Here is a 13873-nt window from a genome sequence, read left to right on the forward strand (position 1 = left end):
GCTAAATGGCATCCGCGTAAGCTGCGTCATCACCGCTGCCCGGCAGCGCCTGACGTGACGCTCAGCTTAATGGTCAGTCATCGGACGAGGAAAAGTTTTTACGCGTTTTTACCTGTACCTGCGCCATGCTTTCCAGGATGCGGTGGTAGTTCTCGAAACGGCTCTCGGCGATCTTGCCGTTCTCTACCGCTTCGCGAAGCGCACAGCCAGGATCGGTATCGTGTTTACAGTCGCGATATTTGCAACGGCCTAAATAATCATGGAATTCGACAAAGCCGTTGGTGATTTGTTCCGCTTCCAGATGCCACAGGCCGAACTCACGTACTCCCGGTGAATCAATCACATCACCGCCGTGCGGGAAGTGGTAGAGGCGCGCCGCGGTGGTGGTGTGCTGGCCTAAGCCGGAAACGTCCGAGACATCATTGGTGAGGATCTGATCCTCATTCAGCCCCAGCAGGGCGTTCAGCAGGCTCGATTTACCCACTCCGGACTGCCCGGCGAAGATGCTGATGCGGTCGGTCAGGGCCGCTTCCAGCGGCTTGAGGCCGTCCTGAGTACGGCTGGAGACCAGCAGCACGCGGTAACCAATGTGGCGGTAGATGTCCATTTGTTCATTGACAAAGCGCAGGCCATCGTCATCCAGCAGATCGATTTTGTTCAGGACGATTAACGGCTCGATATCCTGCGCCTCGCAGGCCACCAGATAGCGATCGATAATATTCAGCGATAGCTCAGGCAGGATCGCGGAAACCACCACGATCTGGTCGATATTAGCGGCGATAGGCTTCACGCCGTCGTAAAAATCCGGACGCGTCAGGACGGAGGCGCGATCGTGAACCGCTTCGACGATCCCTTTGACGCTTACGCCGTCGGCAGCGTCTTTACCCGGCCGCCAGACCACGCGGTCGCCGGTGACCAGCGAACGGATCGTCCGGCGGATATTGCAGCGATGCACGCTGCCGTCAGCGGATTCGACGTCGGCATGCATGCCAAAGCGACTGATGACAATGCCTTCCGACGGGTCGCCAAACAGGTTGTCATCGTAGTCGGCCTTCTCCGCAGTGGTTTTCAGACGGCGCTGGTGGTTGGCTTTGACGCGGCGCTGCTGGCCTTTGGAGAGTTTATTTTTACTCAATCGAACTGGCTCCTGGTCGCCCTGATGGGGCAAAACCTCTATGATACACGCTATTTTAGATGAATATAGTCACGCAAGAAGGGTGGAAAATAGCATGAGTGCAAATGAAAACAACCTCATTTGGATCGATCTTGAGATGACAGGGCTGGATCCGGAGCGCGATCGCATTATCGAAATCGCCACCCTGGTGACCGATGCCAACCTGAACATTCTGGCCGAGGGGCCGACCATCGCGGTGCATCAATCGGATGCCCAGCTGGCGCTGATGGACGAGTGGAATGTGCGGACGCATACCGGCAGCGGGCTGGTGGATCGCGTGAAGGCCAGCGCCGTCAGCGAGCACGACGCCGAACTGGCGACCATTGAGTTTCTTAAGCAGTGGGTGCCGGCGGGCAAGTCGCCGATCTGTGGCAACAGCATCGGCCAGGATCGTCGCTTCCTGTTTAAGTACATGCCGCAACTGGAAGCCTATTTCCACTATCGCTATCTGGACGTTAGCACGCTGAAAGAGCTGGCGCGCCGCTGGAAGCCGGAAATTCTCGACGGCTTTAAAAAGCAGGGTACCCACCAGGCGATGGACGATATCCGCGAGTCAGTCGCCGAGCTGGCTTACTACCGCGAACACTTCATTAAGCTGTAAACCGCGACCGGGCCCTGTGCGCGGCCCGGTACACCTTTCTGCGTTATTTAAACCACTTCTGCTGCATCTGCTGGAAGTCAGGCGTCGCCATGACCGCGGTCAGGGCATCGTTGATCGCATTCAGCAGCTCCGGATCGTCTTTGCGCACCGCAATCGCATACTGCTTACCGTAATAAGCCGGGTCGGTGGCACGTTCATCCATGATGGCGTAGTCAGGGTTCTCCTGCTGCCAGGCGTCGAGGGTGGCGAAGTCGCCCATGACGCCGGTTATTTGCCCGGCCTTCAGCGCGGCCAAGGCGCTGGCGACGTCGTCGTAAGGAACAGCCTGTACGGCTTTCTGTTTATCACGCAGATAGTGTTGATGCAGTGTGCCTTTCACCACGCCGACTTTTTTGGCTTTCAGGTCGGCAAAGGTATGGGCGACATCTTTGTTGACGATCACCACCCCGGAGAGCGCCTGGCGATAGGGACGGCTGAAGGCGACCTGCTTCTCACGCATCGGGATCACTTCCATGCCGGCAATCACCGCGTCAAATTTCTTGAAGCGTAAAGCCGGGATCAGCGTATCGAAACGCTGCGCCGTGAACTGGCACTGCGCCTGCATCTGCTGGCACAGGGCCTGGGCAAGATCGATATCGAAGCCGACAGGCTGATTTTTGCCGTTGGCGGTGACAAACGGCGGATTGGCCGTGCTGGTGCCAAAATGGAGCGTCTCGGCTGACGCGGTTCCGATGGCCAGCGTGCTCAGCAGCAGGACGGTGAGGACTTTTCTCATGCTAATTCCCTGTTTGGCGGCGTGGTGGCCTCGTTTTACGTCGCGCCACCGCGGTATGATGCGAGCGATTTTGCGTCATTCAGGCGGGCGGAAAAAGCGATTTTGCCCGAAATGACGCTTATTTATACAATTCAGCGGCGTAGGTGGCGAGAAAATATCCATTTAAACAAAAAACGCAAAAAAGTGATGAACAGGGGGTTGCAGGGGCATCGAATTCTCGTATAATGCGCCTCCCGTAACGACGCAGAAATGCAAATTACGACGCCATCGAAATATGGCAAAAAATGCAGTAACGCGGGAATAGCTCAGTTGGTAGAGCACGACCTTGCCAAGGTCGGGGTCGCGAGTTCGAGTCTCGTTTCCCGCTCCAAAATTTGAAAGCACCATCCTGATCAAAGGATTTCATCTCGCAGATGCGGGGCGAAAGCCGAAGATTAAGCGGGAATAGCTCAGTTGGTAGAGCACGACCTTGCCAAGGTCGGGGTCGCGAGTTCGAGTCTCGTTTCCCGCTCCAAAATTTGAATGACACACCACACCAGTCGCAGTTTTCAGGTTGCTACACGGTAGCTTGAATGACGATGATTAAGCGGGAATAGCTCAGTTGGTAGAGCACGACCTTGCCAAGGTCGGGGTCGCGAGTTCGAGTCTCGTTTCCCGCTCCAAATTTTCTTCCATCTCTTATTTATCCACAGTGCAATCCAGCGCCGGGGATGATTTTCGTTTGGTCTGCAGAAATACTGTAAACAGAGTTATCCACAGGTTGTCGTTTCGCTTCTGACGGCGTAAATGCTTCGCTTTGTAAATAATATCTTTATATCTAATTGAAATTTAACAATTAAATTTCATTTCGAAATGTTAATCCGATCACTTGACCTGGGTCTGCGCCTTGAAACTCAATGTGTTTTAGATTTTATTCACAGCCTGTGAATGAATCAGGCGTCGCGCGGCAGGCCTTTCTCTACCACCCTGACCAGACGTAATTTTTTCGGCAGCTGTACTTCGACGGCGTCGACGCTGCGCTTTTTCAGTTGCTGGGCAATCGCCCACTCAATGTGCTCGTCGAGAAGCGGGTGCTCGCCCAGGCGACTCTCCAGTGCGCGAAGATGGGCTTCATCCCAGGGCGCATTGCCCAGCGCGACGGCGATATTACGCAGCCAGCGCAGATGACCAATGCGACGAATCGCCGACCCTTCGGTCACCTTCAGAAACCACGCTTCGCTCCAGGCGAACAGCTCCACCAGCGGCGGGGCATGCAGCGCCTGGCGCGGGATGAAATCCTCTTCATCGGTGAGCTGTGAGAAACGGTTCCACGGGCAGATAAGCTGGCAGTCGTCGCAGCCATAGATCCGGTTGCCGATGAGCGGACGGAACTCCTCCGGAATAGCGCCTTCCAGTTCGATGGTGAGATAGGAGATGCAGCGGCGGGCGTCGACAGTATAGGGCTCAACGATGGCCCCGGTGGGGCAGATAGTCATGCAGGCGACACAGCGTCCACACTCCTCCGCGACCGGGCTGTCGACCGGCAGGGGCAGGTCAATCAGCAGTTCGCCGAGAAAAAAGAATGATCCGGCGTCGCGGCTTAAGATAAGTGAGTGCTTACCTGTCCAGCCAAGGCCCGCTTTTTCTGCAATGGGCCGTTCCAGGATAGGCGCGGAATCGACAAAAGGTCTAAAATTGAGCGAAGCACACTGTTCCTGAATCTTCTCCCCCAGTTTTTTCAGGCGATTACGTAGCAGCTTATGATAATCACGCCCGAGGGCATAACGGCTGACGTAACCCAGCGCGGGATCTTTCAGGGTGCGGGCAAAGGCGGCGTTGGCGGGCAGATAATTCATCCGCACGCTGATGACGCGTAACGTACCGGGCAGCAGTTCGTGGGGGCGGGCGCGCATCATACCGTGACGGGCCATCCACTCCATTTCGCCGTGGTATTGTTTATCCAGCCATGCCTGCAGTTTGGGTTCACTGGCGCTGAGGTCGGTATCGGCGATACCGACCTGCTGGAACCCGAGCTCTGTGCCCCATTGTTTGATTTGTTGCGCTAACTGAACGAGATCGAGGGGCTGTGACATGATGGACCATACAATGACGAAAAACCCTGACAGTATACCATACAACATTTGGCCTGCGGAGGCGCTGCGCCTGGCCGAACGAGAGGCGGCGGACAGCCTGGGACTGACGCTGTTTGAACTGATGCAGCGCGCGGGCGAGGCGGCGTTCCAGCTGGCCAGCCGCGCTTTTCCTGACAGCGCCCACTGGCTGATCCTCTGCGGGCATGGCAACAACGGCGGTGACGGATATGTCGTCGCGCGTCTGGCCCAGGCCGCCGGGCGGAGGGTGACGCTGCTGGCGGTAGAGAGTGACAGCCCGCTGCCGGAAGAGGCGCAGGCGGCGCGGGAGGCATGGCTTAACGCCGGCGGCGTGAACCATGCGGCCACTGTCCCCTGGCCAGACGATATCTCACTGATTATTGATGGCCTGCTCGGCACCGGGTTGCGCAGTGCGCCGCGTGAATCCGTCGCGGTGCTCATTCACCAGGCGAACCACCATCCTGCGCCGGTGCTGGCTCTGGATATCCCTTCCGGCCTGAACGCGCAGACCGGCGCGACGCCGGGGGCTGTCATTCAGGCCAACCATACGCTGACGTTTATCGCGCTCAAACCGGGGCTGCTGACCGGCAAGGCGCGGGATGTCGTCGGGCAGCTCCACCATCATGCGCTGGGGCTTGAGCGCTGGCTCGCCGGGCAAAGTACCCCCCTGACGCGGTTTTGCGCCGCCCACCTTGCCGACTGGCTGCCGCCGCGCCGGGCCACCTCCCATAAGGGCGATCACGGCAAGCTGGCGATCGTCGGCGGCGATCGCGGCACGGCAGGCGCGATTCGCATGTGCGGTGAAGCGGCTTTACGCGCCGGCGCAGGGCTGGTGCGAGTACTTACTCACCCGGAGAACGTGGCGCCTATTATCACCGCCCGGCCGGAATTAATGGTGGATGAGCTGACGCCGCAGACCCTGAAAGCCGCGCTGGAATGGGCGGAGGTGGTGGCGATTGGCCCAGGTCTGGGGCAGAACGAGTGGGGACGCAGCGCCCTGCGCATGGTGGAAAGGGTTAACAAACCGATGGTCTGGGACGCCGATGCGCTGAACCTGCTGGCATTCAATCCCGATAAACGTCACAATCGCGTGCTGACGCCGCACCCCGGCGAAGCGGCCCGTCTGCTGAATATCAGCGTGGCAGAAATTGAAAGCGATCGCTTACTTTCTGCGCAGCGTCTGGTAAAACGGTATGGCGGCGTGGTCGTGCTGAAAGGCGCGGGCACGGTGGTGGCCAGTGAAAGCGGGGCGATGGGCATTATCGACGCCGGCAATGCCGGGATGGCCAGCGGCGGCATGGGCGATGTGCTCACTGGCATCATCGCCGCATTGTTAGGACAGCACCTGACGCCGTATGATGCTGCCTGTGCTGGGTGCGTCGCTCATGGCGATGCCGCCGACCGACTGGCCGCCCGCGAGGGCACCCGCGGCATGCTGGCGACCGATCTCTTTTCCACGCTCAAGCGTGTTGTTAACCCGGATGTGATTGACGTAGACCATGATTAACCGAGTGATTCCTTTACCCGATGAGCAGGCCACGCTGGCCCTGGGCGACCGTATTGCGCAGGCCTGTACCGGCGCCACCGTGATTTACCTTTATGGTGACTTAGGCGCGGGAAAAACCACCTTTAGCCGCGGCTTTTTACAGGCGCTCGGTCACCGCGGCAATGTCAAAAGCCCAACTTATACCCTGGTGGAACCGTATACCCTCGACAAGCTGATGGTGTATCACTTCGATCTCTACCGCCTGGCGGATCCTGAGGAGCTGGAATTTATGGGGATCCGCGATTATTTTGCCGACGATGCCATCTGCCTGGTGGAATGGCCGCAGCAAGGCGCAGGTGTCCTGCCTGACCCGGACGTTGAAATTCACCTTGATTACCAGGCACAAGGGCGTGAGGCGCGCATTACCGCGATCTCCTCACGGGGTGAGTCTTTACTGGCACGTTTAGCCATTTAGCCTGAAGGATGACGGGATGAAGTATCGCATAACCACCTGGCTTGCCGCTGCGCTGATGCTGTCGAGTCTTCACGCCACTGCGGCGAGTTTATCCGATATCCAGGTCTCCAACGGAGACCAGCAGGCCCGTATTACTCTTAGCTTTGTCGGTGAACCGGAGTACTCTTTTACCCCCCAGGGCAAACGACTGGTGGCGCTGGATATCAAACAGACCGGCGTATTGCAGGGACTGCCGCTGAAATTTAGCGGCAGCAACCTGGTGAAGAGCATTCGTGCCGGTACGCCGCAGGATTCGCAGACGCTGCGTCTGTTGGTGGATCTGACGGAAGATGGGAAAACCCGGGCGGTGAAGCAACAGAACGGGGCGAATTACACGGTGGTCTTTACCATCAACGCCGACGCGCCGCCGCCGCCGCCGCCACCTCCTGTGGTGGTGAAACGGGCCGACCCGTCGCCGGTGATGCCTTCCCGGACGGTGACGGCGGGACGCAATCCGTTTAGCTCGTCGGGCCACGATCGGCAGACGGTGATGACCCCCTCTCAGCCGGCGATGACCAACAATCAGACCGTGACCCGTCCGGCGGCCCGCACGGTGTCGGCGCAGGATAAGGTGATTATCGCCATCGACGCCGGGCACGGCGGTCAGGATCCTGGCGCGATTGGCCCGAATGGCACCAAAGAGAAGAACGTGACTATCGCTATCGCGCGCAAGCTGCGGGCGCTGCTGAACGCCGATCCGCAGTTTAAACCGGTGCTGACCCGTGACGGGGATTACTTTATTTCGGTAATGGGGCGCTCGGATGTGGCGCGTAAGCAAAACGCCAACTTCCTCGTCTCAATCCATGCTGACGCCGCGCCAAACCGCGACGCTACCGGCGCCTCGGTATGGGTGCTCTCTAACCGTCGCGCCAACAGTGAAATGGCCGGCTGGCTGGAACAGCATGAGAAACAGTCTGAACTGCTCGGCGGCGCGGGCGATGTGCTGGCGAACAGCCAGGCCGATCCCTACCTGAGCCAGGCGGTGTTGGATCTGCAGTTCGGTCACTCCCAACGCGTCGGCTACGATGTCGCGACCAACGTGCTCAGCCAGCTGCAGCGGATTGGCAATCTGCATAAACGCCGTCCGGAGCATGCCAGCCTCGGCGTACTGCGCTCGCCGGACATTCCGTCGATCCTCGTGGAAACAGGCTTTATCAGTAACAACGGGGAAGAACGGCTGCTGGGGAGCGATGATTACCAGGAGCAGATTGCGGAGGCGATTTACAACGGTCTGCGCAACTACTTTATGCAGCATCCGCTGCAGTCTGCGCCTCGCGGCGAGGCGGCGCAGACCGCCAGCGCCGCAGCGCCAGGCGGGATGTTGATTAACTAAGGAGCAGGGGATGCCGATTCAGGTTCTGCCGCCGCAGCTCGCCAACCAGATTGCCGCCGGCGAAGTGGTGGAACGGCCCGCGTCGGTGGTGAAAGAGCTGGTTGAAAACAGCCTTGATGCGGGCGCCACGCGAATTGATATTGATATCGAACGCGGCGGCGCGAAGCTTATTCGCATTCGCGATAACGGCTGCGGCATCAAAAAAGACGAGCTGGCGCTGGCCCTGGCTCGCCACGCGACCAGCAAGATCGCCTCGCTCGACGATCTCGAAGCCATTATCAGCCTCGGTTTTCGCGGCGAAGCGCTGGCCAGTATCAGTTCGGTGGCGCGCCTGACGCTCACTTCGCGGACGGCGGAACAGCAGGAAGCCTGGCAGGCGTATGCCGAAGGCCGCGATCAGGCGGTGACGGTGAAGCCGGCGGCGCACCCGGTCGGCACTACCCTTGAAGTCCTCGATCTGTTCTACAACACCCCGGCGCGGCGCAAATTTATGCGCACCGAAAAGACCGAGTTCGGCCACATTGACGAGGTGGTGCGCCGCATTGCGCTGGCGCGATTCGACGTCACCATCAACCTCAGCCATAACGGCAAGGTGATGCGCCAGTATCGGGCAGTCGCTCAGGATGGCCAGCGGGAGCGGCGGTTGGGAACCATCTGTGGCGCCGCCTTTCTTGAACATGCCCTGGCGATCGAGTGGCAGCATGGCGATCTGACCCTGCGCGGCTGGGTCGCCGATCCGCTGCATACCACCCCTGCGCTGGCGGAAATTCAGTATTGCTACGTTAACGGGCGGATGATGCGCGACCGGCTGATCAACCACGCTATCCGCCAGGCCTGTGAAGACAAACTGGGGGCCGATCAGCAGCCGGCGTTTGTGCTGTATCTGGAGATCGATCCCCATCAGGTGGATGTGAACGTCCACCCGGCCAAGCATGAGGTGCGTTTCCATCAGTCGCGCCTGGTGCATGACTTTATCTACCAGGGCGTACTGAGCGTGCTGCAGCAGCAGCTTGACGCGCCGCTGGCGGAAAAAGACGACCCGCCGGCGCCCCGTGCGATGCCGGAGAACCGGATCGCGGCGGGCGGCAACCAGTTTGCGCGGCCGTCGGAAGCGCGTGAACCGGCAACCCGTTTCAGCATCACGCCATCGCGTGAGTCTGCGGCCTCCAGCGGCAGGCCGGGCGGCGCGAGCTGGCCGCACGCGCAGCCGGGTTACCAGAAGCAGCAAGGGGCGCTTTATCGTCAGTTGCTCGACACGCCAACGGCGCCAAAGCCCGCGTTACAGACTCCGGCCACGGCGGAACTGGCCGGTCACAGCCAGAGCTTTGGCAGAGTGCTGACGATTGTGAGCCGCGACTGCGCGCTGCTCGAGCGCGAGGGCGGCCTGGCGCTGCTGTCGTTGACCGTTGCCGAGCGCTGGCTGCGCCAGGCGCAGTTGACCCCGGGAGCAGAGGCCGTCTGTGCCCAGCCGCTGCTGATCCCCCTGCGGTTAAAAGTGACGGAAGGGGAAAAACAGGCGCTGGCCGCCGCGCATCCGGCGCTGACGCAGCTGGGGATCGATATGCATACCGATGCCCTGCACGTGACGGTGCGCGCGGTCCCTTTACCCTTAAGACAACAAAATTTACAAATCTTGATTCCTGAACTGATAGGCTACCTGGCGCAGCAAAACGCATTCGACGTCGGCAATATCGCCCAATGGATGGCGCGTAATCTGACGAGCGAACAGACGTCATGGAATATGGCGCAGGCGATTGCGCTGCTGGCGGACGTTGAGCGTCTTTGCCCGCAGCTGGTGAGAACGCCGCCGGGTGGCCTGTTACAACCTGTAGATCTCCATTCGGCGATGAATGCCCTGAAAGATGAATGATGTAACCGAGGCGAGCCTGCCCAAGGCAATTTTTTTAATGGGCCCGACGGCCTCCGGCAAAACCGCGCTGGCGATAGCCTTACGTAAAGTTTTGCCAGTAGAGTTGATTAGTGTTGATTCCGCCCTCATTTATCGGGGAATGGATATTGGCACCGCCAAACCGGATGCCGCAGAGCTGAGCGCCGCACCGCACCGGCTGCTGGATATTTTGGATCCTGCAGAGGCCTATTCCGCGGCGGATTTTCGCCGCGATGCGCTGGCGGCGATGGCGGAAATTGTCGCCGCCGGGCGAATTCCGCTGTTAGTCGGCGGGACGATGTTGTATTTCAAAGCGTTGCTGGAAGGATTGTCGCCCTTACCGTCCGCTGACCCAGAGGTCAGAGCGCGGATTGAGCAACAGGCCGCAGAGCAGGGGTGGAACGCGTTACATCAGCAGTTACAGGAGATCGATCCCGTAGCGGCTGCGCGTATTCATCCAAATGATCCGCAAAGGCTTTCCCGGGCACTGGAAGTTTTTTTCATTTCGGGTAAAACTTTAACGGAACTGACGCAAACGTCAGGAGACGCTCTGCCATATCAGGTGCATCAGTTCGCCATCGCCCCGGCGAGCCGTGAACTGCTCCATCAACGCATAGAACAGCGTTTTCATCAGATGTTAGCTTCAGGTTTTGAAGCAGAAGTACGGGCGCTTTTTGCCCGCGGAGATTTGCATACGGATATGCCTTCCATCCGTTGTGTCGGATACCGCCAGATGTGGTCATATCTCAATGGCGAGATCCCATATGATGAGATGGTTTATCGAGGTGTTTGCGCCACGAGACAGTTAGCCAAACGTCAGGTCACCTGGCTGCGCGGTTGGGAAGGTGTGCATTGGTTAGACAGTGAACAACCTGAACAAGCGCTCAACAAAGTATTACAGGTTGTTGGTGCGAGCCAGAACTGAACGTGTACAATTAAACGGTATCGTGCGTAATTTTTTTTGAGAATCGTAAGGTTCTGAGTACAAAACAAGCATACATATAAGGAAAAGAGAGAATGGCTAAGGGGCAATCTTTACAAGATCCGTTCCTGAACGCTTTGCGTCGGGAACGCGTTCCGGTTTCTATTTATTTGGTGAATGGTATCAAGCTGCAAGGGCAAATTGAGTCTTTCGATCAGTTCGTGATCCTGTTGAAGAACACGGTCAGCCAGATGGTCTATAAGCACGCAATTTCTACTGTTGTCCCGTCTCGCCCGGTGTCTCACCACAGCAACAATGCTGGCGGCGGTTCCAGTAACTATCACCACGGTGGTAGCGCGCAGGGCTCTTCTGCGCCACAACAAGACAGCGACGACGCCGAATAAGGCTAGTGCTGTTTTTCCACGCCGGGGAGCCAGGTTTTCTGCGTTCCCCGCTGGTATTTTATAAGGGGTTTACGCTTGTTTGACCGTTATGACGCCGGTGAGCAGGCGGTACTGGTACACATCTATTTTTCGCAAGACAAAGATATGGAAGACCTCCAGGAGTTTGAAACTCTGGCCTCTTCCGCCGGTGTCGAAGCAATGCAGGTGATTACCGGTAGCCGTAAAGCACCGCACCCGAAGTATTTTGTTGGTGAAGGTAAGGCAGTCGAAATTGCGGAAGCCGTTAAAGCGACCGGCGCTTCGGTCGTGCTCTTCGATCATGCCCTGAGTCCGGCGCAAGAACGCAACCTGGAACGCCTGTGCGAATGCCGGGTTATCGATCGTACCGGTCTTATTTTAGATATTTTCGCTCAGCGCGCGCGCACCCATGAAGGGAAACTGCAGGTCGAGCTGGCGCAGCTGCGCCATATGGCGACCCGCCTTGTCCGCGGCTGGACCCACCTTGAAAGACAAAAGGGCGGGATCGGTTTGCGTGGCCCGGGTGAAACCCAGCTCGAAACTGACCGTCGTTTATTGCGTAACCGCATCATGCAGATCCTGTCGCGGCTGGAAAAAGTCGAGAAACAGCGTGAGCAGGGGCGGCGGTCGCGCGCGAAAGCCGATATTCCAACCGTGTCGCTGGTGGGCTACACCAACGCAGGAAAATCAACGCTCTTTAACCAGATCACCGCCGCCGAGGTCTATGCCGCGAACCAGCTGTTCGCCACTCTGGACCCGACGCTGCGCCGCATTGACGTCCCTGACGTCGGCGAAACGGTGCTGGCCGATACCGTGGGCTTTATTCGCCACTTGCCGCACGATCTGGTGGCCGCGTTTAAAGCGACGTTGCAGGAGACGCGTCAGGCGACGCTGCTGCTGCATGTGATTGACGCTGCGGATGTCCGCGTGCAGGAAAACATTGATGCGGTAAATACGGTTCTCGCTGAAATTGAGGCCGATGAGATCCCGGCGCTGCTGGTGATGAACAAAATCGACATGCTGGACGATTTTGAACCGCGCATCGATCGCGACGATGAAAATAAACCGATTCGGGTCTGGCTTTCCGCTCAGACCGGGGTTGGCGTACCACTGCTTTTTCAGGCGTTAACGGAGCGCCTTTCCGGTGAAGTGGCCCAGCATACGCTGCGCTTACCGCCGAAAGAAGGGCGACTGAGAAGCCGTTTCTATCAGCTTCAGGCGATAGAAAAAGAGTGGATGGAGGATGACGGCAGCGTGAGTCTGCAGGTGCGCATGCCGATCGTTGACTGGCGGCGCCTCTGTAAGCAAGAGCCAACGCTTGTTGACTATGTGGTTTGACCTTGCAGCTTGCCTGAAGATATTGACCCCTGTGGGGATATCAAAAACAAATATGGAGCATATACATGGCGTGGAATCAGCCCGGTAATAACGGACAGGACCGCGACCCGTGGGGGAGCAGCAAACCTGGCGGCAACTCTGAGGGAAATGGCAACAAAGGCGGTCGCGAGCAGGGGCCGCCGGATCTGGATGATATCTTCCGCAAGTTAAGTAAAAAACTTGGCGGGCTCGGCGGCGGCAAGGGCGGACTGGGCGGCGGCAATAGCGCGCAGGGACCTCGCGGACCGATGGGCGGGCGTATTGTCGGCATCGTTGCCGCGGCGGCCGTGATTATCTGGGCGGCCAGCGGTTTCTATACTATTAAAGAAGCCGAACGCGGCGTGGTCACCCGCTTTGGTAAGTTCAGCCATCTGGTTGAGCCGGGCCTGAACTGGAAGCCGACCTTTATCGATAACGTGCAGGCAGTAAACGTGGAGTCGGTACGTGAACTGGCGGCGTCCGGCGTCATGTTGACCTCTGACGAAAACGTGGTGCGCGTTGAGATGAACGTGCAGTACCGCGTCACCGATCCGGAGCGCTATCTGTTTAGCGTCACCAGCGCGGACGACAGCCTGCGTCAGGCCACCGACAGCGCGCTGCGCGGGGTGATCGGTAAATACACTATGGATCGCATTCTGACCGAAGGTCGTACCGTGATCCGTAGCGATACTCAGCGTGAGCTGGAAGAGACGATTCGCCCGTACAACATGGGCATCACTCTGCTGGACGTCAACTTCCAGACGGCACGTCCGCCGGAAGAGGTGAAAGCCGCGTTTGACGATGCCATTGCCGCGCGTGAGAACGAACAGCAGTACATTCGTGAAGCGGAGGCTTACACCAACGAAGTCCAGCCGCGCGCGAATGGTCAGGCGCAGCGTATCCTCGAAGAGGCACGCGCCTATAAGACCCAGACCGTCCTGGAAGCCCAGGGTGAAGTGGCTCGCTTTGCTAAGATCCTGCCGGAATACAAAGCCGCGCCGGAGATTACCCGCGAGCGTCTGTACATCGAAACGATGGAAAAAGTGCTGAGCCACACCCGTAAAGTGCTGGTCAATGACAGCAAAAACGGCAATCTGATGGTTCTGCCGCTGGACCAGATGCTGAAAGGCGCCGCTGCGCCGGCAGCAAAGAGCGATAGCAGTGACGCCAGCGATCTGCTGCGTCTGCCGCCAGCATCCAGCTCAAGCAGCGCCAGCACCTCATCAACCTCGAGCTCAACCGGGGGTAGCATTATGGACCAACGCCGCGCTAACGCGCAGCGTAACGACTACCAGCGTCAGGGGGAATAACG

At 58.5% G+C, this 13873-nt stretch carries 12 protein-coding genes and 3 tRNA genes; 12 read left to right on the plus strand and 3 right to left on the minus strand.

What is annotated here, in order from left to right; genetic code table 11:
* Window positions 1-73: 73 nt before the first annotated feature.
* A complete protein-coding gene (rsgA, locus tag MKS11_RS19670; RefSeq protein ID WP_017900927.1) occupies window positions 74-1135 on the minus strand; it encodes a small ribosomal subunit biogenesis GTPase RsgA in 1062 nt (353 codons plus the stop codon).
* A 94-nt stretch (window positions 1136-1229) separates the two neighbouring features.
* On the opposite strand from rsgA, the gene orn reads away from it, so the two are divergent.
* Window positions 1230-1775: an oligoribonuclease gene (orn, locus tag MKS11_RS19675; RefSeq protein WP_004206435.1), complete on the plus strand. Its 546-nt coding sequence runs from the start codon at window positions 1230-1232 to the stop codon at window positions 1773-1775.
* Window positions 1776-1818: 43 nt separating this feature from the next.
* Here the strand turns inward: orn and MKS11_RS19680 are convergent, their stop codons facing one another.
* Window positions 1819-2550: a transporter substrate-binding domain-containing protein gene (locus MKS11_RS19680; RefSeq protein ID WP_004206436.1), complete on the minus strand. Its 732-nt coding sequence runs from the start codon at window positions 2548-2550 to the stop codon at window positions 1819-1821.
* Between the two features lie 294 nt (window positions 2551-2844).
* Here MKS11_RS19680 and MKS11_RS19685 point away from each other — a divergent pair.
* The 3 genes from MKS11_RS19685 (at window position 2845) to MKS11_RS19695 (ending at window position 3212) form a co-directional block, all read left to right on the plus strand.
* Window positions 2845-2920, plus strand: a tRNA-Gly gene (locus tag MKS11_RS19685).
* Window positions 2921-2988: 68 nt separating this feature from the next.
* Window positions 2989-3064 (plus strand) — tRNA-Gly (locus MKS11_RS19690).
* 72 nt (window positions 3065-3136) lie between these two features.
* Window positions 3137-3212: transfer RNA gene (locus MKS11_RS19695), tRNA-Gly, on the plus strand.
* A 270-nt stretch (window positions 3213-3482) separates the two neighbouring features.
* On the opposite strand, the gene queG is transcribed toward MKS11_RS19695, so the two are convergent.
* A complete protein-coding gene (gene queG, locus MKS11_RS19700; protein ID WP_087771113.1) occupies window positions 3483-4622 on the minus strand; it encodes a tRNA epoxyqueuosine(34) reductase QueG in 1140 nt (379 codons plus the stop codon).
* 13 nt (window positions 4623-4635) lie between these two features.
* On the opposite strand from queG, the gene nnr reads away from it, so the two are divergent.
* The 8 genes from nnr (at window position 4636) to hflK (ending at window position 13871) form a co-directional block, all read left to right on the plus strand.
* A complete protein-coding gene (nnr, locus tag MKS11_RS19705; protein ID WP_165474134.1) occupies window positions 4636-6147 on the plus strand; it encodes a bifunctional ADP-dependent NAD(P)H-hydrate dehydratase/NAD(P)H-hydrate epimerase in 1512 nt (503 codons plus the stop codon).
* Entirely contained in the window at window positions 6140-6601 is a 462-nt protein-coding gene (gene tsaE / locus MKS11_RS19710) for a tRNA (adenosine(37)-N6)-threonylcarbamoyltransferase complex ATPase subunit type 1 TsaE (protein WP_004206439.1), read from the plus strand. The genes nnr and tsaE overlap by 8 nt, the downstream gene beginning before the upstream one ends.
* 16 nt (window positions 6602-6617) lie before the next feature.
* On the plus strand, window positions 6618-7973 hold the full coding sequence (gene amiB / locus MKS11_RS19715) for an N-acetylmuramoyl-L-alanine amidase AmiB (RefSeq protein ID WP_087771115.1): 1356 nt from the start codon (window positions 6618-6620) through the stop codon (window positions 7971-7973).
* 10 nt (window positions 7974-7983) lie between these two features.
* Complete coding sequence (gene mutL, locus MKS11_RS19720; RefSeq protein ID WP_043519284.1) at window positions 7984-9843, plus strand: DNA mismatch repair endonuclease MutL; 1860 nt, start codon at window positions 7984-7986, stop codon at window positions 9841-9843.
* Window positions 9836-10786 (plus strand): tRNA (adenosine(37)-N6)-dimethylallyltransferase MiaA, encoded by a 951-nt coding sequence (miaA, locus tag MKS11_RS19725; protein WP_004206442.1) that lies wholly within the window; start codon window positions 9836-9838, stop codon window positions 10784-10786. The genes mutL and miaA overlap by 8 nt, the downstream gene beginning before the upstream one ends.
* Before the next feature lie 92 nt (window positions 10787-10878).
* Window positions 10879-11187 (plus strand): RNA chaperone Hfq, encoded by a 309-nt coding sequence (hfq, locus tag MKS11_RS19730; RefSeq protein WP_002885659.1) that lies wholly within the window; start codon window positions 10879-10881, stop codon window positions 11185-11187.
* Between the two features lie 75 nt (window positions 11188-11262).
* Window positions 11263-12543, plus strand: a complete 1281-nt coding sequence (hflX, locus tag MKS11_RS19735; RefSeq protein ID WP_004146725.1) for a ribosome rescue GTPase HflX — start codon at window positions 11263-11265, stop codon at window positions 12541-12543.
* A 65-nt stretch (window positions 12544-12608) separates the two neighbouring features.
* On the plus strand, window positions 12609-13871 hold the full coding sequence (hflK, locus tag MKS11_RS19740) for an FtsH protease activity modulator HflK (protein WP_004146726.1): 1263 nt from the start codon (window positions 12609-12611) through the stop codon (window positions 13869-13871).
* Window positions 13872-13873 lie beyond the last annotated feature (2 nt).

Source organism: Klebsiella sp. K5-45 (genome assembly GCF_030128605.1).
Lineage (GTDB): Bacteria > Pseudomonadota > Gammaproteobacteria > Enterobacterales > Enterobacteriaceae > Klebsiella > Klebsiella quasipneumoniae.